Source organism: Xenorhabdus cabanillasii (genome assembly GCF_003386665.1).
Lineage (GTDB): Bacteria > Pseudomonadota > Gammaproteobacteria > Enterobacterales > Enterobacteriaceae > Xenorhabdus > Xenorhabdus cabanillasii.
Map to the genome: position 1 here is coordinate 847,915 of NZ_QTUB01000001.1, position 26,281 is coordinate 874,195.

At 42.0% G+C, this 26,281-nt stretch carries 22 protein-coding genes; 18 read left to right on the forward strand and 4 right to left on the reverse strand.

Annotation, left to right across the window (positions count from 1 at the left end; translation table 11 throughout):
• Nucleotides 1–9: 9 nt before the first annotated feature.
• Entirely contained in the window at nucleotides 10–1,281 is a 1,272-nt protein-coding gene (sbcD, locus tag BDD26_RS04255) for an exonuclease subunit SbcD (protein ID WP_115825629.1), read from the reverse strand.
• A gap of 314 nt (nucleotides 1,282–1,595) precedes the next feature.
• On the opposite strand from sbcD, the gene phoB reads away from it, so the two are divergent.
• The 5 genes from phoB to BDD26_RS04290 all read left to right on the forward strand — a co-directional run bounded on the left by phoB (nucleotide 1,596) and on the right by BDD26_RS04290 (nucleotide 7,815).
• A complete protein-coding gene (phoB, locus tag BDD26_RS04260) occupies nucleotides 1,596–2,285 on the forward strand; it encodes a phosphate regulon transcriptional regulator PhoB (protein WP_115825630.1) in 690 nt (229 codons plus the stop codon).
• A 179-nt stretch (nucleotides 2,286–2,464) separates the two neighbouring features.
• Nucleotides 2,465–3,778, forward strand: coding sequence for a phosphate regulon sensor histidine kinase PhoR (gene phoR / locus BDD26_RS04265; RefSeq protein WP_115825631.1), 1,314 nt, complete (start codon nucleotides 2,465–2,467; stop codon nucleotides 3,776–3,778).
• A gap of 380 nt (nucleotides 3,779–4,158) precedes the next feature.
• Complete coding sequence (gene brnQ / locus BDD26_RS04275) at nucleotides 4,159–5,493, forward strand: branched-chain amino acid transport system II carrier protein (RefSeq protein ID WP_038265171.1); 1,335 nt, start codon at nucleotides 4,159–4,161, stop codon at nucleotides 5,491–5,493.
• A 565-nt stretch (nucleotides 5,494–6,058) separates the two neighbouring features.
• Complete coding sequence (gene brnQ / locus BDD26_RS04285) at nucleotides 6,059–7,399, forward strand: branched-chain amino acid transport system II carrier protein (protein ID WP_099119452.1); 1,341 nt, start codon at nucleotides 6,059–6,061, stop codon at nucleotides 7,397–7,399.
• Between the two features lie 215 nt (nucleotides 7,400–7,614).
• Nucleotides 7,615–7,815: a type II toxin-antitoxin system Phd/YefM family antitoxin gene (locus BDD26_RS04290; RefSeq protein ID WP_244922649.1), complete on the forward strand. Its 201-nt coding sequence runs from the start codon at nucleotides 7,615–7,617 to the stop codon at nucleotides 7,813–7,815.
• A gap of 365 nt (nucleotides 7,816–8,180) precedes the next feature.
• Here the strand turns inward: BDD26_RS04290 and ggt are convergent, their stop codons facing one another.
• The 3 genes from ggt to BDD26_RS04315 form a co-directional block, all read right to left on the reverse strand.
• Nucleotides 8,181–9,944: a gamma-glutamyltransferase gene (gene ggt, locus BDD26_RS04300; RefSeq protein ID WP_115825633.1), complete on the reverse strand. Its 1,764-nt coding sequence runs from the start codon at nucleotides 9,942–9,944 to the stop codon at nucleotides 8,181–8,183.
• Nucleotides 9,945–10,203: 259 nt separating this feature from the next.
• Nucleotides 10,204–10,806, reverse strand: a complete 603-nt coding sequence (locus BDD26_RS04305; protein WP_038262893.1) for a peroxiredoxin C — start codon at nucleotides 10,804–10,806, stop codon at nucleotides 10,204–10,206.
• Between the two features lie 204 nt (nucleotides 10,807–11,010).
• Complete coding sequence (locus tag BDD26_RS04315; protein WP_038262896.1) at nucleotides 11,011–11,598, reverse strand: acyl carrier protein phosphodiesterase; 588 nt, start codon at nucleotides 11,596–11,598, stop codon at nucleotides 11,011–11,013.
• A gap of 106 nt (nucleotides 11,599–11,704) precedes the next feature.
• Here BDD26_RS04315 and queA point away from each other — a divergent pair, with 106 nt between their 5' ends.
• The 13 genes from queA to BDD26_RS04380 all read left to right on the forward strand — a co-directional run bounded on the left by queA (nucleotide 11,705) and on the right by BDD26_RS04380 (nucleotide 26,219).
• A complete protein-coding gene (queA, locus tag BDD26_RS04320) occupies nucleotides 11,705–12,814 on the forward strand; it encodes a tRNA preQ1(34) S-adenosylmethionine ribosyltransferase-isomerase QueA (RefSeq protein WP_115825635.1) in 1,110 nt (369 codons plus the stop codon).
• 90 nt (nucleotides 12,815–12,904) lie between these two features.
• Nucleotides 12,905–14,029, forward strand: a complete 1,125-nt coding sequence (tgt, locus tag BDD26_RS04325) for a tRNA guanosine(34) transglycosylase Tgt (RefSeq protein ID WP_038262904.1) — start codon at nucleotides 12,905–12,907, stop codon at nucleotides 14,027–14,029.
• Between the two features lie 208 nt (nucleotides 14,030–14,237).
• The gene (gene yajC / locus BDD26_RS04330) at nucleotides 14,238–14,573 is read left to right on the forward strand and encodes a preprotein translocase subunit YajC (protein WP_038262906.1); all 336 of its coding nucleotides are present in this window, start codon (nucleotides 14,238–14,240) and stop codon (nucleotides 14,571–14,573) included.
• Between the two features lie 28 nt (nucleotides 14,574–14,601).
• Nucleotides 14,602–16,449 carry a protein translocase subunit SecD gene (gene secD / locus BDD26_RS04335; protein WP_072022004.1) on the forward strand — a complete coding sequence of 616 codons (1,848 nt, stop codon included), beginning with the start codon at nucleotides 14,602–14,604 and terminating at the stop codon, nucleotides 16,447–16,449.
• A 10-nt stretch (nucleotides 16,450–16,459) separates the two neighbouring features.
• Nucleotides 16,460–17,428 (forward strand): protein translocase subunit SecF, encoded by a 969-nt coding sequence (gene secF / locus BDD26_RS04340; protein WP_038262908.1) that lies wholly within the window; start codon nucleotides 16,460–16,462, stop codon nucleotides 17,426–17,428.
• Between the two features lie 141 nt (nucleotides 17,429–17,569).
• Complete coding sequence (gene nrdR, locus BDD26_RS04345) at nucleotides 17,570–18,019, forward strand: transcriptional regulator NrdR (protein WP_038262912.1); 450 nt, start codon at nucleotides 17,570–17,572, stop codon at nucleotides 18,017–18,019.
• Between the two features lie 11 nt (nucleotides 18,020–18,030).
• A complete protein-coding gene (gene ribD / locus BDD26_RS04350) occupies nucleotides 18,031–19,152 on the forward strand; it encodes a bifunctional diaminohydroxyphosphoribosylaminopyrimidine deaminase/5-amino-6-(5-phosphoribosylamino)uracil reductase RibD (protein ID WP_115825636.1) in 1,122 nt (373 codons plus the stop codon).
• Between the two features lie 98 nt (nucleotides 19,153–19,250).
• Nucleotides 19,251–19,721 carry a 6,7-dimethyl-8-ribityllumazine synthase gene (gene ribH / locus BDD26_RS04355; protein WP_115825637.1) on the forward strand — a complete coding sequence of 157 codons (471 nt, stop codon included), beginning with the start codon at nucleotides 19,251–19,253 and terminating at the stop codon, nucleotides 19,719–19,721.
• Nucleotides 19,722–19,750: 29 nt separating this feature from the next.
• Nucleotides 19,751–20,167 carry a transcription antitermination factor NusB gene (gene nusB / locus BDD26_RS04360; RefSeq protein ID WP_047678391.1) on the forward strand — a complete coding sequence of 139 codons (417 nt, stop codon included), beginning with the start codon at nucleotides 19,751–19,753 and terminating at the stop codon, nucleotides 20,165–20,167.
• Nucleotides 20,168–20,267: 100 nt separating this feature from the next.
• Nucleotides 20,268–21,314, forward strand: a complete 1,047-nt coding sequence (gene thiL, locus BDD26_RS04365) for a thiamine-phosphate kinase (RefSeq protein WP_038262925.1) — start codon at nucleotides 20,268–20,270, stop codon at nucleotides 21,312–21,314.
• Nucleotides 21,307–21,798, forward strand: coding sequence for a phosphatidylglycerophosphatase A (gene pgpA, locus BDD26_RS04370; RefSeq protein WP_038262927.1), 492 nt, complete (start codon nucleotides 21,307–21,309; stop codon nucleotides 21,796–21,798). Before thiL ends, pgpA begins: the two co-directional genes overlap by 8 nt.
• 454 nt (nucleotides 21,799–22,252) lie before the next feature.
• Complete coding sequence (locus tag BDD26_RS04375; protein ID WP_115825638.1) at nucleotides 22,253–25,060, forward strand: aldehyde dehydrogenase family protein; 2,808 nt, start codon at nucleotides 22,253–22,255, stop codon at nucleotides 25,058–25,060.
• On the forward strand, nucleotides 24,999–26,219 hold the full coding sequence (locus BDD26_RS04380) for an MFS transporter (RefSeq protein ID WP_342353457.1): 1,221 nt from the start codon (nucleotides 24,999–25,001) through the stop codon (nucleotides 26,217–26,219). The genes BDD26_RS04375 and BDD26_RS04380 overlap by 62 nt, the downstream gene beginning before the upstream one ends.
• The last annotated feature ends 62 nt before the right edge of the window (nucleotides 26,220–26,281 follow it).

The following is a 26,281-nucleotide window of genomic DNA, read 5'->3' on the forward strand; positions in this document are numbered from 1 at the left end:
TGCATCCTACTATTGTTTCTGAGCCATTGTTTCTGAGCTATTGTTTTTGAACTGTTGTTCCTGGGTATGTTGCTGAGCAATATCGTCCAGTGTTTGTCTGAACAGGGTAGTCAGGCGTTGTTTCTGCGGTTGATCGTCAATTTCAGCCAATGCCAGTCGTCTTTCGAAAACTTCGTATACACTCAATTCGGTAAGTGTCTCTTTGTTTTTTTCCGACAATAATATTTGTCGTGTGGTTTTACTACGCCGTAGCAGGATGATTTCGACAGGCAGATCGACAACTATAGACTGAATGCGTTTCTGAATGTCATGCAGGTAATCTTGAGTTGCAACTTCAATATCCAGCCAGACAGGACGTTCTCCCTGATAATCACTGAAAGTTTGTAATTGTTCCTCGATTTGCTGCAAATTCCCCCGAATTAATTGCATGGGTTGATAAGCGGGAATGGGTAACAGAGTGACACCATTGAACCTGTCCTCCTTAAATTCAACTAAACAGACGCTTTTCTCTTGCCCGACTTCATCGAAACTTAAGGGGATTGGTGAGCCGCTGTAACGAATATGCTCAGCATGATTGATAAGTTGTGGGCGATGAATATGCCCCAGAGCAATATAGTCAGCAGGAGGAAAGGCCTGAGCGGGGAAGGCATCCAGTGTGCCAATATAAATATCCCGGACAGAATCCGTGGTAGAAGCTCCGACAGTGGTCAGGTGCCCGGTTGCGATAATCGGCAGAGGGTGACCAAGTTGTTCCCGTAATATACAAGATTGCTGATAGAGCTGATGGTAGTGTTCTGTAATGGCATCTTGTAGTGCCTGCTGTTTCTGTATGGCTGATTGCCCCGCTTGACTTATCATGATATCCCGTGGGCGCAGATAAGGAATGGCACAGAGAATGGCACCGGGTTGACCATTTTTGTTATTCAGTAACTTAATTTGTTGCTGGATGTCAGTTTCTGCACAAGCAATAACGGTGGTGTTCAGGTAAGAAAATAAGGACTTTGATTCATTGAGTGTGGCGACGGAATCATGATTTCCGCCAAGAATAACGAGCTGACAGCCAGTGGATTGTAAGTCCACGACAAACCTGTTGTATAATTCACGGGCGTAGCTGGGTGGAGAGCCCGTATCAAAAACGTCTCCGGCAATAATCAGGGCATCAACCTGATATTCATTTATTTGCTCAATAAGCCACTGTAAGAAGTGTTGATGTTCTGCGGCACGATTTTTGGTAAAGAAATATTGCCCAAGATGCCAGTCTGACGTATGAATGATTCGCATGTTTTTTACTCTGTTTTTCTTATCTTGCTTTTGTTGTTTTGCTTTTGTGCTGTCTCAGCTTCCCGCTTATCTGTCCGGCTATTAATTATAATGAGTGCTCAAGGGATGTCGTGTGTAATTACGATTTCATTCGCAGATTTTCGAGCAGCTTCGCAACCACAATGAAATATGGCAGCTATGTGATAAATTCCCTGCAATGTTGATTACAGTTTTATGATGAAGACAGAAGATGTTTCATAAAACTGTAATAAAGTTGACTCACAATGAATTATTGTGAGTTTTGCTGACTTCAATAAATATTGGCAGGATTAACCATGGTTAGACGTATTTTGGTTGTTGAAGATGAAACCCCAATTCGTGAAATGGTGTGTTTTGTGCTGGAGCAGAACGGGTATGAACCTGTTGAAGCAGAAGATTATGATACAGCTATCGGGCGTCTGTCGGAGCCTTACCCTGATTTAGTATTATTAGACTGGATGCTGCCTGGTGGCTCAGGAATACAAGTTATTAAACAGATGAAGCGCAGCAGTAATACCAAAGATATTCCTGTCGTAATGGTAACTGCGCGGGGGGAAGAAGAAGATCGGGTTCGTGGGCTTGATGTTGGTGCAGACGATTACATTACTAAGCCATTTTCTCCGAAGGAATTGATTGCTCGTGTTAAAGCCGTGCTGCGTCGTGTGTCTCCCATGGCAGCGGAAGATATTATCAATATGGATGGGTTAATGTTGGATTCCGTATCCCATCGAGTTTCCAGTCAGGGGCAGGATGTGGATATGGGGCCAACAGAGTTCAAACTTCTCCACTTTTTTATGGCGCATCCTGAACGTGTTTATAGCCGTGAACAGTTACTCAACTATATATGGGGAGCTAATGTTTACGTGGAAGATCGTACTGTTGATGTGCATATCCGTCGATTACGTAAGGCGCTTGAAATCGGTGGACACGATAAAATGGTACAGACTGTTCGTGGTACTGGTTATCGTTTCTCCACCCGTTATTAATCTGTCTGGTTTTTATCGCCTGGATTTTTGTGGATAGATTTTGTGTGAATTGATTTTATGTGGATAGATTTGTTGAACATCACTTAGTGAATAAAACCAGATGAACAAAATCAGGTAAACAAAGCTGAGTAAACCAAATAATTATGATAAGCATTTAATTTCATGCCGGAGAGAGTCACGTGCTGGAGCGGTTATCCTGGAAGCAGTTAGTACTGGGTCTGTTTATTTTTTGTCTGCCTGCGATTATTTTATCTTTCTTTATTGGTCGCCTGGCGTGGTTGCTGGTAGTTGCATTATTGCTGGCTCTGGTATGGCATGGTTACAACTTGCTGAAATTGTCTGACTGGCTCTGGCTGGATCGCAGTATGTTACCTCCTTCAGGTCGTGGAGGGTGGGAACCCATATTTTACGGCATTTATCAGTTGCAGCAACGTAACCGTAAGCGTCGTCGGGAATTGGCATTACTGATAAAACGGTTCCGTAGTGGGGCGGAATCTTTACCGGATGCGCTGGTGATGATGACAGTGGAAGGTAATATTTTCTGGTGTAATCGCTTAGCTCAACATTTATTAGGATTCCGCTGGCCTGAGGATAATGGGCAACCTATTTTTAATTTGCTTCGCTATCCTGATTTCAGTCGCTATATGACTGCGGGCGATTTTACTTATCCTCTTTCCATCGAATTAAATAATAGTCATCTGGTGGAATTTCAGTTAATGCCATATGCAGAAGGGCTACTATTGATGATCGCCCGTGATATTACACAAAAGCGGCGATTAGAAAATTTCCGCCGCGATTTTTTTGCCAATGCCAGTCATGAGTTAAGAACACCATTAACGGTATTGCAAGGTTATCTGGAAATGATGCAGGATCAGGAACTGGGTAGAGAAGCAAACCAGAAAGCGATCAGGACAATGCAGGAACAGATCCGAAGAATGGATGGTCTGGTTACACAACTATTGCATCTCTCCAGAATTGAAATCGGATCGCAGATGGATATGCATGATGTTGTTGATGTGCCTGCTATGTTGGCTTTATTGCAGCAGGAAGTGCTGACACTGGCAGATAAACGGTATGATATTGCGTTTGATATCGATGAAAAACTACGGGTTTTCGGGAATGAAGAACAACTGAGAAGTGCAATGTCGAACCTCGTTTACAATGCTATTAACCACACAGTAGAAGGTACTCGTATTGTAGTTAGTTGGTCTAGATCCTCTCAGGGAGCATTGTTCAAAGTTGAAGATAATGGTCAAGGGATCAGCCAAGAGCATTTACCGCGCCTGACTGAGCGTTTTTATCGGGTTAATCGTGCTCGTTCACGACAAACAGGTGGAAGTGGGTTGGGGTTGGCGATCGTGAAACATGCTTTGCATCATTACAATACACATCTCGATATTTCAAGCACTGTAGGGAAAGGCTCTACATTTAGTTTCTTGTTGCCTCAGCCGCTTGTTGTCTCCGGTATAGGTAAACTGATTAAAAAATCATAAGGTTAATGTAATTTAATGGTAATAATACGGGCAAAAAAATGATTTATTAATCAATGTGAATAAAAAAAGTGCAAATCATATAGTGTGTATTCAATGATAGATGATAATAATCACTAGTTTTAAAAGTTAGTTTGAGATATTACTCTGCTTTTTGGTTTGTTGCTTGCCTTTTGGCGCTATAAAAGTTTTACTTGGGGGCAGTTGTTGGCGATTCGAGCTGTTCTTACCACTACCATTCTGTGTCTTGCGAGTATCAGGGAATATGATACTTATCACTGACTGTTAAATCAGGATCCTGTTTCGCCAGTGAAAATTCAAGTATTTGCAATAGTTACTATTGCATATGCAATTCTTTCAGTAACAATAAGTTAACAATCATTATGACATACCGTTTATCATCTAAGGATATTTGGGCATTAGGCTTTATGACTTTTGCTCTGTTCGTTGGTGCGGGAAATATCATTTTTCCACCTATGGTTGGCTTGCAGGCGGGTGAGCATGTTTGGGTCGCTGCTGCTGGCTTTTTGCTTACTGCTGTAGGTCTACCTGTCATTACCGTTATTGCTTTGGCGAAAGTAGGGGGCGGGATTGAAGCACTGAGTTCCCCTATCGGTAAAACGGCGGGTTTAATACTGGCAACTGTCTGTTATCTGGCTGTTGGCCCGCTATTTGCCACACCGAGAACTGCAACCGTTTCTTTTGAAGTGGGTATCGCTCCGTTAGTAGGCTCCGGAGAACTTCCGCTTTTCATTTACAGCATAATCTATTTTTTACTGGTGGTTCTGGTTTCACTTTATCCGGGTAAATTACTGGATAGCGTCGGACATGTGTTGGCACCAATCAAAATACTGGCATTGGTAATTCTGGGAGTTGCAGCTGTGTTATGGCCAGCGGGCCATTCTATTCCTGCTATTGAGACTTATCAGGAAATCCCGTTTTCAAATGGTTTTGTGAATGGGTATTTAACCATGGACACCCTTGGCGCAATGGTATTCGGCATTGTTATTGTTAATGCTGCGCGCTCCAGAGGGGTGGAATCTTCTTCATTGTTGACCCGTTATACCATGTGGGCTGGTTTGATTGCAGGGCTTTGTCTGGCTCTGGTTTACCTTTCTTTGTTCAAATTGGGAGAAGGCAGCGGCATATTAGTACCAAAAGCTGACAATGGTGCGACTATCCTGCATGCTTATGTTCAGAGTGTTTTTGGTAACTATGGAAGCTTCTTCCTTGCGGTATTGATCTTCATAGCCTGTATGGTAACCGCAATAGGCTTGACCTGCGCTTGTGCTGAGTTTTTCAGCCGTTATCTGCCACTCTCTTATCGCACACTGGTTCTGAGCCTGGGATTGTTCTCCATGTTGGTTTCCAATTTGGGTCTGAGTCATTTGATTACATTTTCAATTCCGGTGCTCACAGCCATTTACCCTCCTTGTATTGCACTGATATTGTTGAGTTTTACGATCCGTTGGTGGAATAACTTCACCCGTATTCTGGCTCCTGCTATGCTGGTCAGCCTGATGTTTGGGGTTTTGGATGCCATTAAATCATCTGAGTATTTATCACACTTATTGCCTAAATGGGCAACGCATCTGCCGTTGGCAAATCAAGGGCTGGCATGGTTAATACCGACTCTGTTGTCAGTGGTGGTATTTGCTATTTATGATCGCATTGCGGGAGAAGGCAAACTTCCAAAACATGAAATCCAGCAGGGATAATGCTGATTACTATTCATTAATTCTTCTGTAAAAAAAACAATTCGGGCGGCATAAATCAATGCCGCTCTGATGCCTGTTGGCCCTGTCTTTCCTATAAAATAATAACAATATCTATCAATAAATATAAAACTAAATTCCACTAGATTATACCTAATAAATTTGTTTCTGATTAATTTAATAATTATTAGAAGATGCTTGGCTAGTAAATTCAGGGTTATTGATGAAAATGCAAATCATATATTATGCATTCAATTATAGATAATAATAATCACTATTTTTGAAAATTAATTTAGGATATTATTCTGCTTTTTGGTTTGCCACTTGTCTTTTGGCGATATAAAAGCTTTACTTATGGTCAGTTATTGGCGATTCTAGTTGTTACTATCATTTTGTATCTTACGGGTATCATTGAATATAAAACGCTCCCCGAATTTAAAGTAAGAATTTAGTCTCACCAATGAAAATTTCAGTATTTGCGATAGTTATTCTATTTACATGGGTAACCAAATGTATAGCATTTACTATTTCATATTTAATATTTAACAATAATTTATTATCAATCACTATGGCATATCGTTTATCATCTAAAGATATTTTGGCATTAGGTTTTATGACCTTTGCCCTGTTTGTTGGAGCGGGAAATATTATTTTTCCGCCTATGGTTGGTTTGCAGGCGGGTGAGTATGTTTGGATTGCTGCTGCTGGTTTCTTGATTACAGCTGTAGGCCTACCAGTCATTACTGTTATTGCTCTGGCGAAAGCAGGGGGCGGAATTGAAACGCTGAGTTCTCCTATCGGTAAAACAGCGGGTTTAGTACTGGCGACTATCTGTTATCTGGCTGTTGGACCGCTGTTTGCAACACCAAGAACTGCAACTGTTTCTTTTGAAGTAGGTATTGCGCCGCTGGCAGGAGACGGTAAGCTTCCACTTTTTATTTATAGTGTCATCTATTTCCTACTGGTGATCCTCATTGCACTTTATCCGGGGAGATTACTGGATAATATCGGACGTGTACTGGCACCTGCCAAAATGTTGGCGTTGGCTATTCTGGGTGTTGCGACATTATTGTGGCCTGCTGGTAGTCCTATTCCTGCTTCTAATACTTACCAGGAAATCCCATTCTCAAATGGTTTTGTAAATGGGTATTTAACTATGGATACACTGGGGGCAATGGTATTCGGTATTGTTATCGTTAATGCTGCACGCTCCAGAGGAGTGGAGTCTTCTGTATTGTTGACCCGTTACGCCATGTATGCGGGTTTGATTGCAGGGTTTTGTCTGACCCTGGTTTACCTCTCTTTGTTCAAATTGGGGGAGGTGAGTGGAACGTTAATACCGACAGCTCAAAACGGTGCGGCGATCCTGCATGTTTATGTCCAGAATACTTTTGGTAATTATGGGAGCTTCTTACTGGCGGTATTGATTTTCCTTGCCTGTATAGGAACAGCAGTCGGTTTAACCTGCGCGTGTGCTGAGTTTTTCAGCCGTTATCTGCCGCTCTCTTATCGTACTCTGGTTCTGAGCCTGGGATTGTTCTCTATGCTGGTTTCCAATTTGGGGTTGAGCCATCTGATTGCGTTTTCAATTCCGGTGCTTACGGCAATTTATCCGCCTTGTATTACACTGATATTATTGAGTTTTACCAACCGTTGGTGGAATAACTTCACCCGTATTCTGGCTCCAGCTATGCTGGTTAGTCTGGTATTTGGGATCCTGGATGCGGTTAAAGCGTCTGAGTATTTGGTTCACTTATTCCCAACGTGGGCGCAATATTTGCCGTTGGCAGAGCAAGGGCTGGCATGGTTAATGCCGACTTTGTTGTCTGTCATGGTGTTTGCTATCTACGATCGCATCATAGGTTCAACAAAAATCCCAAAGCATGAAGTTCAGCAGGAGCAGCTTTGATTGCCGTATCTATCATTATCTGAATTGTGTGAAAAAAATCTAAAATAAAACGGACAAAACAATAAAAAGGGTGAGCATTCAAACTGCTCATTCTTACTTTTTTACTTGGATTTGTTCTAGCTTTGACAGCCGATAAGTCCATAAATTGGTCTAACCTAATTGACTAGACTAATAAAACAAATATGCACAAAATGTGTACATAATGAGATGATGTTATGGAAAAAGTTAACTTCTACGATGCGAAAACCAACCTGTCCAGAATTGTTCAGAAAGTTGCTCGTACTGGAGAACCAGTGGTGATCGCCAAGAATGGTCATGCACTGGTTAAAGTCGTCGCATACAGAGAAGAGAAGCCTAAGCGCAAATTAGTTTTCTCAAAGGCAAAGGTAGTGTTCCCGCCAATTTTGACGATATGAACAGCGCAGAACTTGTTGATATGCTCGAAGGAAAATATTTTTAGTGGAAGTGCTGTTAGATACCAACATCTTGTTGTTTATGGCATATGAACCGGAAAAAACTGAAAACTGATGTTGTTCATCTTCTGGAAGATACGGGCAAAACCCTTTGTTTTAGTGCGGCGTCTATATGGGAGGTGGTCATTAAAAGCAATCTGAACAAGCCTGATTTTTCCTTAGATCCCGAACAGATAGCCAAAATGAGTACGGATAATTTGGCTATTTAAATGGGTCGCAATCTGATTGAAGTTCATTCGTTATTTCAGGGGCGTTTATTGCCCCTAAAATAAGTTATTGTTTAATTGTTCTTATTTAGTTGCTAATAATTAGTAGCCAATAGCGGCGCCAGCAGGTCGTCGTACATCATTGGCACCATAGATATATCCTTCACGAACTTTGCCTGAGACGGCGGAGTCGTTGCCTGATGAATCGACTGGAGAAACGCCGGCAGCACCTGGTAAACCTATCATGATTAATTCAGTTGCGCCCCATGGAGTCTGCTCTACCATCTTGTACCCCATTTTTTCCAGTAAATTTAAGGTGTCTTTCGAAAGGCCACGCTGTTCATAATAGACTTCATCTGGCAGCCATTGATGATGAATGCGCGGGTTGTTAACGGCTTCTTGTGGAGGCATACCAAATTCGATGATATTCAAAGCAGCCTGTAAGGTGATAGAGATAATCCTTGAACCACCCGGAGAGCCTAAGACCAGAAAAATTTTATTATCTTTGGTCACGAGTGTCGGGCTCATGGATGATAGTGGGCGCTTACCGGGGGCAATGGAATTGGTCGCTCCTTGAACCAATCCATACATATTCTTTTCCCCAACCTTAGTGGTGAAGTCATCCATTTCATCGTTCAGAAAAAAGCCAGTACCCGGGGCGATGACAACAGCACCAAAGCGCCCATTAATGGTATAGGTTGTTGATACTGCGTTACCATTTTTATCTACGACAGAATAGTGGGTTGTTTCTGGTTTTTCGTGTGGTCCAATACCCGGCTGAACCTGTTTTGACGGAGTTGCTTTGTTTGGCTGGATCTCTTTTCTGATAGATTCTGCATAGCTTTTACTTAATAGACGATCGAGCGGGTTTTTGATAAACGCAGGATCACCAAGGTAAGTATTTCTGTCTATGTAGGCGTGACGCATAGCTTCCGTTAATGTATGGATATAGGCGGCAGAGTTGAATCCCATGGATTTGAGATCATAACCTTCAACAATGTTCAGTATTTCGCACAGTGTGACGCCACCGGAGCTAGGAGGAGGAGAAGAGATGAATTTATATCCGCGGTAGCTACAGGTGACTGGTGTAGTTTCGGTGATAGTGTAATTGGCAAAATCAGTCGCTGTAATGATCCCTCCTGATTTCTTTGAGGTTTCCTCAATGACTTGTGGAATTTTACCGTGATAAAAGGCATCTGGCCCTTGTTTAGCAATCATCTCCAGCGTGTTGGCCAAATCAGTCTGAACCAGTTTGTCTCCTGGCTGGAAAGGTGTTCCATCTTTGCGCAGAAAGATGCGGGCAGCTTCTGGATCTTGAGTAAAGCGTTTGACAGTGGTGTCCATAATATCCGTATCACCTCGGGTCAGGATATAACCTTCGCGTGCCAGCTTGATTGCTGGTGCCATGACTTGCTCTCGGGTTAACGTACCGTATTTTTGCAGTGCGGTATCCAGCCCCATAACTGTGCCAGGCACACCGATGGCTTTATAACCATATAAGCTGGCACCTTTGAGAACATTACCCTCTTTATCCAGATACATATCGGCACTGGCAGCCGCTGGTGCTGTCTCACGGAAATTAATGAATGTATCTCTGCCATCTGCCAGATGGATGGTCATAAAACCCCCTCCACCGATATTTCCGCAGCAGGGATTGACCACAGCTTCTGCATAGCCCACGGCAACCGCAGCATCAATAGCATTACCCCCCATCTTGAGGATATCAATACCAACTTGTGATGCCAGATGTTGTGCGCTGACTACCATGCCTTGTTTGGCTTCAACAGCAAGTTCGGTAGCAGCATAAAGAGTAGAGGATACGAATAACGAGACAGCGATGAGCGAGATTTTCCATGTCTTGGACATTTTTTGCTCCTTATCTTCGGGTTGTTGGGTAAAAACCTCGAAAGATCATAAGGTTTTTGTTAAATATTTGTGATGTTACCTTATAGAAAGCTCAGGATTTTGGAAAGGTGAATTTTGGGGCGCCTGTCAATAATTCGAAAAATTTAAATAATGAAAACTAACTATAGAAAAGCACATAGAAAAACCAGCCGATAATACGGCTGGTTTGAAAGATGCATTAACAATATGATGCTGTTAAGGGATTAAATACTGACGAAAATTACAGTTTGTCAGCATTTTTGGTCAGGTATTTAGCTACGCCTTCTGGGGAAGCGCCCATACCTTCTTGACCTTTAGCCCACTGTGCAGGACAGACTTCACCGTGCTCTTCATGGAATTGCAGTGCATCAACCATACGCAGCATTTCGTCAATGTTACGGCCCAGTGGCAGATCGTTAACAACCTGATGACGAACAACACCATTTTTATCGATCAGGAAAGAACCACGTAAAGCAACACCAGCTTCTGGGTGCTCAATACCGTATGCTTTCATGATGTCACGTTTGATATCAGCAACCATTGGGTATTTGACTTCGCCGATACCGCCTTCATTGATTGGGGTCTTGCGCCATGCGTTGTGAACGAATTCAGAGTCGAAAGAAACACCGATAACTTCAAAACCGCGTTTTTGGAATTCTTCATAACGATGATCGAAAGCAATCAGCTCTGAAGGACAAACGAAAGTGAAGTCCATTGGCCAGAAGAAGATAACGGCTGGACGACCATTCAGATGTTTTTTCAGGTTGAAGTTATTAACGATCTCACCGTTACCGAGAACCGCAGCAGCTGTAAAGTCAGGGGCTTGGCGGGTTACTAAAACCATAATTGACTCCTGTGATTTTAAAAGATTCTACCCTTAGGTATTTGTGGAAACGGGTTACAGCATAAGGAATTAGGCTATAGCAATAAAGGATAAAATACCAATTGATATAATAGGTTTTACCTATTAATAATCTATTTTCAATTCCTTTTCGCCTACAATAAGATAAAGCACTTTGGTAAAAGTGCAAGGTTTTGGAGAAGTTTCCTATTCCAGTAAGCATTTGTCTGCTGCCAATACCATCATTTCAGGGTAAAACTGCCAAAATAGTGCTTCAAAATCAGAGTAATGATTTTCAATATCTTGGTACGATCCTGCCAGTGCTGATAATTTCGGTCGTCTCCTTGCCATACTTTGCAGGACATTAGCAATACATGTCAGATCAGCGTAACGGATCAACAAATTTTGTGACCAGAGATATTGGTTCAATTCCTGAAATTTTTCAGGAGTGGAACCGAGGTGGGGCTTTATTTGGTGGTGGGCAAGGTGAACAAATTCCGGCAAAGAGTAATTCTTTTCAAGTTTATTCCAGTGTCGGGATAGAAAATGATCCCAGGTGATATCAAGGGTTATAGGTGCCACACGCCGATATTCACTACGGAATAACGTCCGGGCTTCGATGACCAAAGGATGATTATCTGTCAGGCTGTCTATTCTGCGGTGCAGACGAATACCCGATACAATATCGGTGCTGAATAAGCCTTCTGGGGAGCCGCGGACAAAATCTGCCATTAAATTACCCAGTAAAGGGCTTTCGGATAATGCTGCCAAATGCAGGTGTGCGAGAAAATTCATGGGGAAGAGTATAGCGTAAATGGTCAAACTAATATGCTTCTTTCTTGCACCATTGTCTGTGCAGCACTAGACTAGTCCGCCTGTTTTTTTGAATGATACAGATAAAATGCGTGTCGCTGATTTTACATTTGAACTGCCAGAAGAGCTGATTGCTCACTATCCCCAATCACAGCGCAGTGGCTGCCGCTTGCTCTCCCTTAACGGGGAAACAGGTGAGCTGACACACGGCATTTTTACTGATGTGCTGGATAAACTGGAAGCGGGAGATTTGCTGGTTTTCAATAATACCCGAGTTATTCCTGCCCGCTTGTTTGGTCGTAAGGCGACAGGTGGCAAACTGGAAGTTTTAGTAGAAAGGATGCTGGATAATAAGCGAGTACTCGCTCACGTTCGTGCATCTAAAGCACCAAAAGAAGGCACAGAGTTGATCCTTGGCGAGGATAAATCGCTTGGTGACAATACCTTTGGTGCAAATAACGGCATCAAAGCAACTATGTTGGCACGCCACGATGCTTTATTTGAAATTCGTTTTGATGACGAGCGAGATGTATTGACCATTTTAGATGAAATCGGTCATATGCCGTTACCGCCTTACATTGCTCGCCCTGATGAAGAGGCAGATCGGGAATTATATCAGACGGTATACAATGAGCGTCCGGGAGCGGTTGCTGCACCAACCGCTGGGTTGCACTTTGATGAGCCACTTTTGGCTGCTTTGCGTGAAAAAGGCGTAGAAATGGCTTTTGTCACCCTGCATGTGGGGGCAGGAACTTTTCAGCCTGTGCGTGTAGAGACAATCGAAGATCATGTTATGCACGCTGAATATGCAGAAGTACCGCAGAACGTTGTTGATGCTGTACTGGCGTGCAAAGCGCGTGGTAATAAAGTGGTGGCAGTGGGAACAACGTCAGTCCGGTCGTTGGAAAGTGCAGCCCGTGCTTGTCAGGATGATCTTATTGCTCCATTTTTCGATGATACCCAAATCTTTATCTACCCAGGATTTGAATATCAGGTTGTTGATGCACTGATTACTAATTTCCATTTGCCGGAATCTACATTAATCATGTTGGTTTCTGCATTTGCGGGTTATAAAAATACCATGGGTGCTTACAAAGCAGCGGTAGCTGAGAAATATCGTTTCTTTAGTTATGGTGATGCGATGTTTATTAATCGTAATTCTCTGGCTGCAAAAGAACTATGGCTTCAAAAGAAGTAGCAAAAGAAAAAGTTTCGTCACTCCAGCTCCGCTGGTTTGAACAATTTTTAAACATCACATCGGACTGTTTTTCTGATGTCTGGAGGTTAAGTGAAATTTGAGTTACAAAAGACGGACGGGCGTGCCCGCCGTGGTCGCCTGATTTTTGATCGGGGTGTAGTGGAAACACCAGCGTTTATGCCTGTGGGAACTTATGGCACAGTCAAAGGCATGACACCGGAAGAGGTTAAAGAGACAGGAGCTCAAATCCTGTTAGGAAATACCTTTCATTTATGGTTACGTCCTGGCCAGGAAATCATGAAACTGCACGGCGATCTGCATGATTTTATGCAGTGGCAAGGCCCGATCCTGACTGATTCTGGTGGTTTTCAGGTCTTCAGTCTTGGGGCAATGCGTAAAATCAAGGAAGAGGGCGTTCATTTCCGCAATCCTATCAATGGAACGCCTGTTTTCCTCAGCCCGGAAAAATCAATGGAAATCCAATATGATCTGGGTTCCGATATCGTCATGATTTTTGATGAATGTACACCATACCCTGCGGATTGGGATTATGCCAAACGCTCTATGGAAATGTCATTGCGCTGGGCAGCACGCAGCCGTCAGCGTTTTGATGAGCTGGGCAATAAAAATGCGCTGTTTGGTATCATTCAGGGCAGTGTTTATGAAGACTTGCGTGATGTCTCTGTCAAAGGGTTGGTGGAAATTGGTTTTGACGGTTACGCAGTGGGTGGTCTGGCTGTGGGTGAGCCAAAAGAAGACATGCATCGCATTTTAGAACATGTTTGCCCGCAAATTCCACAAGATAAGCCACGCTATTTGATGGGAGTTGGTAAACCAGAAGATTTGGTTGAAGGTGTTCGTCGCGGTATCGATATGTTTGACTGCGTTATGCCAACTCGTAATGCCCGAAATGGTCATCTTTTTGTGACAGAAGGTGTGATCAAGATCCGTAATGCGAAACATAAAGAAGATACATCTCCATTAGATGAGCATTGTGATTGCTATACTTGCCGAAATTATAGCCGTGCGTATCTGCATCATCTTGATCGCTGTAACGAAATTCTTGGTGCAAGGCTGAATACAATACATAATTTAAGGTATTATCAGCGCTTGATGGCCGGGATCCGTAAAGCCATTGAAGAGGGCAAACTGGAACAGTTTGTCGAAGAGTTTTATCAGCGGATCGGTAAACCCGTTCCACCGTTAAATGTATAATTTGGCGTGACTAACCAGCCTCAATGTGTGTAGCATATTGGGCTGGTTTTTGATCAAGCCATTATCGATTTTCGATGGCAAATTTTTCGAGAACTATTTTTTCGCAATCCATTTTTCGGAAACCACTTTTTGAAACTTGTTTTTGAAAACTATTTTTTAAAATACATGCTTCGCAAATGATGTTTTCGATAACAATGAGGGATATTTGATGAGTTTTTTTATTTCTGAAGCTGCGGCAGCTGCTGCGCCAGCGCAAGCTCAGGGAAACCCATATTCTCTGATTATCATGCTGGTTGTTTTCGGTTTGATTTTCTATTTCATGATTCTGCGTCCGCAACAAAAACGCACCAAAGAACATAAAAAACTGATGGATTCCATCTCCAAAGGAGATGAAGTACTGACTTCTGGTGGTTTGGTTGGTCGTGTCTCTAAAGTGTCTGAAACTGGCTACATCGTAATTGCCCTGAATGACACCACAGAAATAACTGTCAAACGTGATTTCGTCGCTGCCATTTTGCCGAAAGGTACAATGAAGGCTATTTAATTTTCCGATTTTCCCGAAGGGAACTGCCGTGTTGAACCGTTATCCTTTGTGGAAGTATCTGATGCTGATCGCTGCGATCCTCATCGGTCTGCTTTATGCACTTCCCAACCTTTATGGTGAGGATCCGGCCGTGCAAATCACTGGCGCGCGAGGTATCGCCGCCAGTGAAAAAACGCTGGACCAAGTCCGTAATGTTTTAGATAAAGAACAGATCAAGAGCAAATCCATTGCACTGGAAAATGGGGCAATTCTTGCTCGTTTCAATAGCCAGGATATTCAGCTCCGTGCTCGTGAAGCTTTAGTTTCTGCATTGGGTGAACAGTATGTTGTGGCATTAAATCTCGCGCCTGCGACCCCAATCTGGCTAAACAAAATTGGCGCTGAGCCGATGAAGTTGGGCTTAGACCTGCGCGGAGGGGTTCACTTCCTGATGGAAGTGGATATGGACACTGCCATGAGTAAACTTCAGGAGCAGAATATTGATAGTCTGCGTTCTGAACTGCGCGACCAAGGCATTGCTTATTCCACTATCCGTAAGGCTGAGAATTACGGTGTGGAAATTCGTTTCCGTGATAATGATGCCCGCTCTAAAGCAGAAAGCTATCTTGCACCCCGCCACCGCGACCTGGTGTTTTCGACAGGCGCTAACAGTACCCTGAAAGCGGTTATGAGTGATGAACGTTTGCGTGAAGCTCGTTCCTATGCTGTACAGCAGAACATCACTATCCTGCGTAACCGTGTTAACCAACTGGGGGTTGCTGAACCTTTGGTACAACGTCAAGGTGCTGACCGTATTGTCGTTGAACTACCGGGGATTCAGGATACTGCCCGTGCGAAGGAAATCCTTGGGGCAACTGCAACGCTGGAATTCCGTTTGGTAAATACCAACGTTGACCAAAGTGCTGTTGCATCAGGCCGTATTCCGGGTGATTCAGAACTGAAATATACCCGTGATGGTAGCCCTGCTGTGTTGTACAAGCGTGTTATCCTGACCGGTGATCATATTACCGATTCAACATCGGGTACTGATGAGAACGGGTATCCTCAGGTTAATATCTCACTGGACAGTGCCGGTGGTACTGCGATGTCTAACTTCACCAAAGATAACCTACAGAAGCCTATGGCAACGCTGTTTGTGGAGTATAAAGACAGCGGTAAGAAAGATGCTAACGGCCGGGCAATTCTGGCTAAGCACGAAGAAGTTATCAACATCGCAACTATTCAGTCCCGTTTGGGTAATAGTTTCCGTATCACCGGGATCAATAACCCGAATGAAGCGCGCCAATTGGCATTATTGCTGCGTGCAGGTGCTCTGATTGCCCCAATCCAGATTGTGGAAGAGCGCACAATTGGGCCAACTCTTGGTATGCAGAATATTGAACAAGGTCTTGAAGCCTGTTTGTGGGGATTGATTTCTTCTGTACTGTTCATGGTGATTTACTATCGTAAATTTGGCCTGATAGCGAGTAGTGCGTTGCTGGCAAACTTGGTCTTGATCGTCGGTATTATGTCCTTGTTACCGGGAGCAACACTGACGATGCCGGGTATTGCAGGTATTGTATTGACTCTGGCTGTTGCGGTGGATGCGAACGTTTTGATAAACGAACGTATCAAAGAAGAACTGCGTAACGGGCGTAGCGTACAACAGGCTATCCATGAAGGTTATAAAGGTGCATTTTCCAGTATTATTGATGCTAACCTGACGACGCTGATTACCGCTGTTATCTTGTATGCAGTGGGAACAGGCTCTATCAAAGGCTTTGCGATCACAACCAGCATCGGTGTAGCGACGTCAATGTTCACTGCCATTGTAGGAACACGCGCAATCGTGAACCTGTTGTATGGTGGTAAGCGTATCAATAAGCTGTCAATTTAAGGAGCACGTTGTGGCACAGGATTACTCTGTTGAACAATTAAACTATGGGCGTAAAGTCATCGACTTTATGCGCTGGGACAACGTTGCCTTTACTGTTTCGTTTCTGCTGTTGGTTGCTTCTATCGTAATGATAGCAACTCGCGGGTTTAACTGGGGGATTGATTTTACCGGAGGTACGGTAATTGAGATTAACCTGAGTAAACCAGCTGATCTGGATAAGATGCGTGAAAGCCTGACGAAAAATGGTTTTGCAGATCCACTGTTGCAAAACTTTGGCAGTAGTCGTGACGTAATGGTTCGTATGCCGCCAGTGACAGGTAATGCAGGTCAGGAACTGGGCAATAAAATTATCTCGGTCATCAATGCAGAAATCGATAAAGACGCGGTTGTTAAGCGAGTTGAATTTGTTGGCCCAAGTGTGGGAAGCGAGTTAGCGCAAACAGGAGCAATGGCGCTATTGGTGGCACTGATCTGTATCCTGATTTATGTCGGATTCCGTTTCGAATGGCGTCTGGCGTTGGGAGCTGTTATCGCGCTTGCTCATGACGTTATTATCACATTAGGTATATTGTCGTTATTCCACATTGAAATTGAACTGACCATTGTGGCATCGTTGATGTCCGTTATCGGTTATTCATTGAACGATAGTATTGTTGTTTCGGATCGTATTCGTGAGAACTTCCGTAAGATACGCCGTGGTACATCGTATGAAATCGTAAATGTCTCTCTGACTCAAACCCTGAGCCGTACGATTATGACTTCAGCGACAACGTTGCTGGTGGTGGTGATGCTTTATATATTCGGTGGTGAAATGCTGAAAGGCTTCTCACTGGTAATGTTGATCGGAGTTTCCATCGGTACAGCATCTTCTATCTATGTTGCATCTGCGCTGGCGCTGAAACTCGGTATGAAGCGTGAGCATATTATTGTGCAGAAAGTGGAGAAGGAAGGGGCGGATCAGCCTTCCATTCTTCCTTAATCATTTTTTCTGTAATGGCATAGTTTTTAATAACATAGTTTGTCTTGTTCAAACACCCTGTGAGTACTTACTGACAGGGTGTTTTTCATTATCACTTCAAGGTAAACTGTCGGTCTGTTCGGTTAACTGTCAGGAAACAATATGCATTGCCCATTTTGCGCAGCCGTTGATACTAAAGTTATTGATTCCCGTCTGGTAGGGGATGGCTCACAAGTGCGCCGCCGCCGTCAGTGTCTCGAATGTCATGAACGATTCACCACGTTTGAAATTGCAGAACTGGTGATGCCAAGAGTCATAAAAAGTGATGATATGCGGGAGCCTTTCGACGAAGAAAAATTGCGTCGTGGCATGCAGAAGGCACTGGAAAAGCGCCCTGTCAGCTCTGATGATGTGGAAATGGCGATTAGCCACATTAAGTCACAGGTCCGGGCTACGGGAGAGCGGGAAATTCCGTCTAAAATGATCGGCAATTTCGTGATGGATGCGCTGAAAAAACTCGATAAAGTGGCTTATATCCGTTTCGCATCTGTTTACCGTAGTTTTGAAGACATTCGGGAATTTGGTGAAGAGATCGCCAGACTACAAGATTAAAGGCCATCACTATGACTCTTGATGAAACATATATGTCCCGGGCGCTGGAACTGGCGTATCAGGGGCGTTTTACGACATCCCCGAACCCGAACGTGGGTTGTGTCATCGTCAAAGATGATCAAATAATAGGGGAAGGTTTTCATTTACGTGCGGGTGAACCTCACGCAGAAGTTTATGCTCTTCGCATGGCTGGTAACAGAGCAAAAGGTGCAACGGCCTATGTTACTCTTGAGCCATGTAGCCACCACGGTAAAACTCCTCCTTGTGCTGATGCTTTGATTGCCGCAGGTATAAGCCGTGTTGTGGTGGCAATGCAGGATCCTAATCCACAAGTTGCAGGACGTGGTCTGTATAAATTGCAGCAGGCAGGTATTGCGGTTGAACATGGTTTAATGATGGAACAGGCCGAGATACTGAATAAAGGATTTCTCAAGTGCATGCGCACTGGGTTTCCTTATCTGCAATTAAAACTGGGAGCCTCATTGGATGGGCGTACTGCCTTGGCATCGGGTGAAAGTAAATGGATCACTTCACCGGAAGCACGGCAGGATGTACAGAAATTGCGGGCACAGTGCAGTGCTATCCTGAGTTCCAGCGCAACGGTGTTAGCAGATGACCCTTCACTGACGGTTCGCTGGAATGAGCTGGATGCAGAAACCCAGTCTGTTTATCCTCAAGAACTCTTGCGTCAACCGGTTCGTATTATTGTGGACAGCCAAAATCGTGTGACGCCACAACATCAAGTTGTTCAGCAACCAGGGCAATGTTGGTTAGTGCACACTGACTCGACAGATTCTGATAAAGATGGACAGTACTGGCCTGAAAATATCGAGAGAATTTTATTACCGGCACACGGCGCTGGTGTTGATTTGGTTCTGCTGATGATGCAGCTTGGCAAACATCAGATAAATTCGGTCTGGGCTGAATGTGGGCCAATGCTGGCAGGTGCTTTGCTATCTTTGGGCTTGGTGGATGAGCTGATCCTCTATATCGCTCCAAAAGTATTGGGAAACAGCGCTCGTGGGCTGTTTGCTATTCCTGAGCTGCAAAAATTATCGGATGCGCCAGAATTTACGCTGCTGGATGTACAACAGGTTGGGCCTGATGTGCGTCTTCGTTTACGACCGTGCTAAGCGCTCTGATTTAACTTTGAACATAAATCAAGACGCAGAGAAAAAGAATGTGATAAGATCCGCGCCCTTGCGGATATTAATAAGATATAAGGAAGGCTATGAACATAATCAAAGGTGTTGTTGCAGCTCCTGAAGCCCGCATTGCAATTGCAATTGCCCGCTTTAACAACTTCATTAATGACAGCCTGCTGGAAGGAGCCGTGGATGCGCTGGAACGCATCGGTCAGGTTTCTTCAGACAATATCACCGTAGTATGGGTTCCCGGAGCTTATGAGTTGCCGTTGACAGTTAAGGTACTGGCTGAATCCGAAAAGTATAATGCGGTTATTGCCTTGGGTACTGTTATCCGTGGCGGTACGGCTCACTTCGAATATGTTGCCGGTGAGTGTAGTTCTGGCTTGTCCAGTGTGGCAATGTCCAGCAACATTCCTGTCACGTTTGGTGTTCTGACAACCGAAAATATTGAACAGGCGATTGAACGCGCGGGTACTAAAGCGGGCAATAAAGGAGCTGAAGCTGCCTTGACCGCATTGGAAATGATTAATGTAATTAAAGCCATCAAGGCTTAAGTGTTTTAGTTTTAATTAAGGGGAATTTTGTGAAACCTGCTGCTCGTCGTCGTGCTCGTGAGTGTGCTGTTCAGGCAATTTATTCATGGCAATTATCCAAAAACAGCATCGCTGATGTTGAATTGCAGTTTCTGTCAGAGCAGGATGTAACCGGTGTTGATGTCACCTATTTCCGTGAATTGTTGTCCGGGGTTGCGGTCAATGCTGCAAAATTGGATGCTTTGATGGCTCCTTATCTTTCCCGCCAGCTTGAAGAGTTAGGTCAGGTGGAAAAAGCCATCTTGCGCGTTGCGATGTTTGAACTAAGCTTTCGTGATGATGTTCCCTATAAAGTGGCTATTAATGAAGGTATCGAATTGGCAAAAACGTTTGGTGCCGAAGATAGTCATAAATTCGTGAATGGGGTATTGGACAAAGCTGGCCCGGTAGCACGTAAAAAAAAGTGATTGCTTGCCAATAGCCCCTATTATAACTCGATGATTTTAAACATAAGGCCGGTTTCCCGGCCTTATGTACACATCGTCAGTCACTTTTTGGAATTCTATTATGGCATGTGGTGAATTTGACCTCATTGCACGTTATTTCAATCGCCATGTTATCCGCCGACGTGATGTGAATCTAGGGATTGGTGATGATTGTGCGCTGATGACCGTTGCAGAAAAGCAAGAGCTGGCAGTGACAACAGATACGTTGGTTTCTGGTATTCATTTTCTTCCTGATATTGCACCAGAAGATCTGGCGTATAAGGCTCTGGCTGTCAATATCAGTGATCTGGCTGCGGTAGGAGCAGATCCTGCGTGGGCATCGTTGGCTCTGACTTTGCCGGCTATCAATGAGGATTGGTTAAAGCGGTTTAGTGATAGTCTGTTTGAACAACTGAACTATTACGGAATGCAGTTAATTGGTGGAGATACAACCAAAGGCCCGATGAGCCTGACTCTGACTGTACATGGACTGGTTCCGGCTGGCAGAGCACTACGTCGTACCGGTGCCAAAAATGGTGATTGGATTTATGTGACCGGAACTTTGGGTGATAGTGCAGCAGGGCTTGCCTTATTGCAGGATCGTCTGACAATCGAAGAAACAGCTATCCAAAACTGGCTTCTCAAGCGCCATCTCCGTCCACAGCCTCGGATCTTGCAGGGGCAGGCATTGCGTGGTTTGGCCTCTTCTGCCATTGATTTATCAGATGGCTTAATTTCCGATTTGAATCATATTCTGACTGCCAGTCAGTGTGGTGCGCGTATTAACCTGGATGCACTGCCTTATTCTGAGGCGATGCAGAAATATGTTCCGCCAGAGCAGGCACTAAGTTTGGCATTAAGTGGTGGAGAGGATTACGAGTTGTGCTTTACTGTACCTGAACTGAATCGTGGCGCATTGAATATGGCTTTGGCACATACAGGAGCCAGTTTCTGCTGTATCGGGCAAATCAGACCAGAATCAGAAGGTATCCGCTATTTTAACAATAATGAAGAAATTGAACTGGATCTGAAAGGATTCGACCATTTTAAAACTGAGAAAAAGCCGGTAGAAGATTGCCAGACATCAGAGCGTGAAGAGAATGACCAAACGGAGGGGACTCATGGATGATGCAAAACGTCGTTTGAGGATGAGCAATCCGTGGCACTTGCTGGCTACCGGATTCGGCAGTGGTTTATCGCCGATTATTCCGGGCACCATGGGTTCAGTCGCTGCTGTCCCATTTTGGTTATTGTTGGCACAGTTACCCCAATGGGGGATCTGGCTGGCTATTTTGTCAGGTACAATTATTGGTTGTGTTATCTGCCAGAAAGCGGCGGATGCTATACAGGTTGAAGATCCGGGGTGTGTGGTCTGGGATGAATTCATCGGAATGTGGATCACATTAATGGCTATCCCCGTCCTCAACTGGCAATGGGTTTTAGTGGCTTTTGTGGTATTTCGTATTTTCGATATGTGGAAACCGTGGCCGATTCGCTGGTTTGACCGTTACGTCAAAGGTGGGGTTGGTATTATGCTGGATGATATTATCGCCGCGATTTTTGCCGTGATTGTTATCTGGTTGTTGAATCTCTATCAACTATTACCTTTCTGAACCTTCCGTTTTTAGTGTAGTAATAACTGACTGATTAGCCACTGTATACAGTGGCTAATTTACTTCTAACTTTTGTCTTATTCTTTAGTTGAAAGATTTCAGAAATTATCAATTCTATTAAATATAATTTATTGTTATTTTATTTTTTTAACATTATATTTTAAATTATTTTATGCCCTTGATTTTTATATGAATCAGGATATCAAAAAATAAATAATCAAAAATATAAATCGTCTTATAAAATAACAAAAATGAAAGACAATAATCACCAGTTGACTTCAAAAACCATAGGCGTATTATTTTTTTTAGTTAAATCAAAACTACAATAAGCCTATTAAATTTTATTATATTCATTTTCATCGAAAATGATTTTGAGGTGAAATAATCAGATTTTTAATCTGGTTTATATCCGTTGCAAAAAATATATAATCATTCGTATAGGAGTTGATTATTTATGAAATGGTATTTTACGGAAGCATCAGAAATACATGATACAATTCCCTACGGAAAGGAAATTAATATTGGTGCTGGATTTGGTCCAACAGGAATTCCTCATATAGGAACGCTTTGTGAAATAATTCGTACCAATTTAGTAAAAAAAGAACTCAACAAATTGGGTAGAAAAGTTAATTTTTATCTTATTTCAGACGATTTGGATCCGTTCAGAAAAATACCAACTAATGTACCTAATCCAGAAAGGTTAAAAAGTTATTTAGGTCTGCCCGTAAATAAAGTTCCAGACCCATTCGGCTTATACTCTTCATTCTCAGAGATGGCGGAAACACGATTATTGGAACTTGTCAAAGAGTATGATATAGATTGTAATATAATAAAAAACTCTCTGGCTTATAGCAATGGAGACTATAACGATACAATTAAATTTTTTCTAAGAAATTTTTCAATTATCAATCAGATATGCAAAGAATCTACAGGTTATTTAAGGCAAAGAACATATAACATCATAATGCCTATTTCTGAAAAAACAGGCAAAATACTTGAGCATATTGTTATAACAAATGTAAATCCAGATGATGGAGAGATAACCTATTATATACCTTCAGAAGAAATAGTAAATAAACCTGGGTATGAATATGGTGTGGAACTTCGAGAGCTTTATCAGGATGAAATATTAGATCAAGAGCAAACAATTTCAATACTAAATGGGAAATCTAAACTCCAATGGAAAGCTGACTGGAGCATGCGTTTGCTACATAGGAATATTCATTTTGAAATGCATGGAGAAGATCTGACAGATTCAGCGGCTGTTGCTCGTCAGATTTTCGGTGCATTACATAAACCTACTCCACGTTTTTACAAATATGGACTTTTTCTGGACTCTTCTGGGGAAAAAATATCTAAATCAAAAGGTAATGGCTTCTCTCTGAGTGATGCTAGAAATCTCCTTACACAAGATGCTATTCAAATTCACTTATCAAAAAATCCTAAAAAAGCCACTAGATTTTATATAGAACAGTTTCCTGGATTGAATGATCAAGTAAATATTTTGAACAAAAATAAAAAACGTTTATCTTTTTTAAAGATATCCAGAATATTAAAATCATCAAAACCAACCAGCCTTGCATCAGCGAGAAAATTTCTTGATTTATATAAAAGAGAAGGAGAATTTATATCAGAAAATGAACTAACAATTAGTTATAATTATTATTTGAAAATTAATAAAAATAATAACAAAGGGTTAACAACAGGCAAAGAGGAGCAGTATTTTTCTGTTATCGCAGAATCGATAAAAACAGGAAAATACTTTTGTAAGGAAGATATATTAAAACTTATATTTGATACCTACGAAAATCTTTTCCCAGAAAAGGATAACCCAAAAATATGGAATTTACTTTATAGGGGGTTATTTGGTGATATCTGCGGTCCAAGAATAAAGACCTGGATAGAGGTGAATGATACAAAAGAAATAATTGAATGTTTTGATCATCCACAAAAAATAAAAAAAGAAAGTGGAAACATAAAAATAGAACCATCCATTATAAGAAATCTGTATCAGGATGAAAAATCACATATGACAAAATTATTCGGTAAAATTAATTTTCATCAAATTAGAGAAAAATGTAATGCTTTATCTCATGAGTTGAAAAAACAGACAAGCTCCCTGATTGACGCTTTTTCTGAATACCAATGTAAAATCGTCACTGAGGATGAAATTTATCGCTCAGTAGATCTTTTAGAGAATATTGAAAAAAACGAAAAATTTTTTCAAAAGAAAGTCTACGGTATTACATCATTTCTTCCTCTGAACCAACCAATTTACGCTTCTGTGTGTTTTGGTTTTATACCTTCTCTTATGGCTGAAAATGTTTGTATTCGCCCACCTACAGCGATGCATCCCCATTATAAAAAATTTGAAAAGGTTATTGATCTATCAAAAATATCTGAATCATTTTCAGTTTCCTATGAAGATAAAGAGTTATTTTTAAGTAAAAGAGTAAAAGTAACTGATGCTGTTATTTTTACCGGTACACCAGAAAACGCAATTAAAGTTCGCAAACATTTTAGAAAAAACACATTGTTTATCTTAAATGGGGCAGGACATAATCCCCTTGTTGTATCAAAGGATGCGGATATAGATTTAGCTATCGAAAGTGCCAGGCGAGTTGTGCTCTATAATCAAGGGCAAGATTGTGCCGGCCCCAATTCTATATTGGTACACAATGATATATATGATGTGTTTAAGGATAAATTAATTTCGAGTTTGAAAGAAATTGAAGATAAAGTAGGTCCTTATTCTGATTATGAGAATATAGTAGGTCCTAACAGTGATATCGATCACAGTATAAAGATTGCATCAATATTTAAAATGAACAGAAGTTATTGTACTTATGGAGGAGAAATAAATCCTATAAATGGTATGATAAAACCGACTGTATTTGAAAAACCGCTGGTTTTAGGTGGTAATTACAAAGAGTTTTTTGCTCCTGTTTTCTTTTTGCAAAGATATCAGTTAGATCAGCAATTAATAGATTATTTTTCTCATCCAAGTTACTCTGCTAATGCTATGTACATTTCTTTATTTGGTACAAGCGATTATATTAATCATGAATTAAATAAAAAGTTACACTTACCGGATAGCATTCTCCACAATACTGATTTACATTTAGAGGAGCATGGTTATCTTCCATATGGTGGACAGGGACCTGCTGCATCATGCCTTTGGTATGATGGTAATAGAATTAATGGAAATACATTGCCACAAAGGGATATATATCAGTATCTGGTTGAACCGCACAACAGGTAAAAAAATAAAAATGACTGCCAGCATTAATAAATCATATATGGTATCCATTATATTGGGAGCGTCTCTCGTGGGATTAGCGATGGGATATACATTACCGATGGTCAGTTTAAAGCTGGCAGGACAAAATCACACTTCAACGACATTAGGTATAGTGTCAGCATTACCCGCGGTAGGAATGCTGATTTCTTCCATGATTATTCCAACATTGACTCGTTTATTTAATTTAAATAATTTATTGAGTTTTAGTTTATTGTTACTTGCCGTCTCTACTTTATTTTCCACTTACTTAAACCAAGTATATTACCTTGCCATTCCTCGGTTTTTGATGGGCTTTGCTTGTGGTGTCATTGTGGTTGTTGGAGAATCCTGGATTAGCGATAATGTCAGTGATAACTATAAAGGAACATTAATGGGGTTATACACTTCAGTATTTACCGGGTGTCAATTACTGGGGCCATTATTGATTTCTATCGTTGGTATTATCTCGCTTATTCCTGCAACATTACTGAGCTTATTCTCTCTTGTTTGCATTGTACTTATATTAATAAATCCTTCAGCATCCTTATCACAACGGGCAGAAACAAATCAAGAAGTAAGATATCCTGCCTTGCCATTAATTATGTCTGCACCCTGTCTTATGATGGGTGTTTTTTGTTTTTCCTTTTTTGATGCAGCGACATTATCCATGTTTCCACTATATGGTTTGTCATTGGGAATTCACGAAAAAATTACCATTACCCTGATAACAGTAATTTTTTTGGGTGACGCAATTTTTCAAGTTCCTATAGGGTGGCTTGCAGATAAAACTAATCATCAAAGGATGCATATTATTTGTGGAGTGGTTTTTATTTTTAGCTTATTAGCATTACCACTTACTGTAAGCTCCTTATTTTTATGGGTTGATGTCATCATTATGGGAGCATTTGGTGGCGGGATTTATACCTTATCATTGGTGAGAGCCGGGAAAAAATATTCAGGTCAGACACTAATTACTATAAATTCCCTATTTGGCATTATTTGGAGCATTGGCAGTCTTATGGGGCCTTTAATGACGGGTATTTCGATGGATATATTTAACGAAAAAGGGTTTATTATTGTCCTTGTTTTGGTCGGATTAATGTTTATATTTTCACACTTGATCCCTAAAAAGCCTGTATAGCTTATGAGTCTCAAGATGCAGCCAATAAAAGCTGCAACTTGAAATAGAGAGTATACAACGTA

Coding starts and splice junctions, on each gene's coding strand:
- BDD26_RS04315 (WP_038262896.1), bottom strand. CDS start 11,598: ATGAATTTTCTCGCACACCTGCATTTGGCAGCATTATCCGAAAGCCCT.
- BDD26_RS04305 (WP_038262893.1), bottom strand. CDS start 10,806: ATGGTTTTAGTAACCCGCCAAGCCCCTGACTTTACAGCTGCTGCGGTT.
- ggt (WP_115825633.1), bottom strand. CDS start 9,944: ATGTCCAAGACATGGAAAATCTCGCTCATCGCTGTCTCGTTATTCGTA.
- nrdR (WP_038262912.1), top strand. CDS start 17,570: ATGCATTGCCCATTTTGCGCAGCCGTTGATACTAAAGTTATTGATTCC.
- thiL (WP_038262925.1), top strand. CDS start 20,268: ATGGCATGTGGTGAATTTGACCTCATTGCACGTTATTTCAATCGCCAT.
- brnQ (WP_038265171.1), top strand. CDS start 4,159: ATGACATACCGTTTATCATCTAAGGATATTTGGGCATTAGGCTTTATG.
- yajC (WP_038262906.1), top strand. CDS start 14,238: ATGAGTTTTTTTATTTCTGAAGCTGCGGCAGCTGCTGCGCCAGCGCAA.
- ribD (WP_115825636.1), top strand. CDS start 18,031: ATGACTCTTGATGAAACATATATGTCCCGGGCGCTGGAACTGGCGTAT.
- BDD26_RS04380 (WP_342353457.1), top strand. CDS start 24,999: ATGGAAATACATTGCCACAAAGGGATATATATCAGTATCTGGTTGAAC.
- BDD26_RS04375 (WP_115825638.1), top strand. CDS start 22,253: ATGAAATGGTATTTTACGGAAGCATCAGAAATACATGATACAATTCCC.
- BDD26_RS04290 (WP_244922649.1), top strand. CDS start 7,615: ATGGAAAAAGTTAACTTCTACGATGCGAAAACCAACCTGTCCAGAATT.
- pgpA (WP_038262927.1), top strand. CDS start 21,307: ATGGATGATGCAAAACGTCGTTTGAGGATGAGCAATCCGTGGCACTTG.
- phoB (WP_115825630.1), top strand. CDS start 1,596: ATGGTTAGACGTATTTTGGTTGTTGAAGATGAAACCCCAATTCGTGAA.
- queA (WP_115825635.1), top strand. CDS start 11,705: ATGCGTGTCGCTGATTTTACATTTGAACTGCCAGAAGAGCTGATTGCT.
- ribH (WP_115825637.1), top strand. CDS start 19,251: ATGAACATAATCAAAGGTGTTGTTGCAGCTCCTGAAGCCCGCATTGCA.
- brnQ (WP_099119452.1), top strand. CDS start 6,059: ATGGCATATCGTTTATCATCTAAAGATATTTTGGCATTAGGTTTTATG.
- sbcD (WP_115825629.1), bottom strand. CDS start 1,281: ATGCGAATCATTCATACGTCAGACTGGCATCTTGGGCAATATTTCTTT.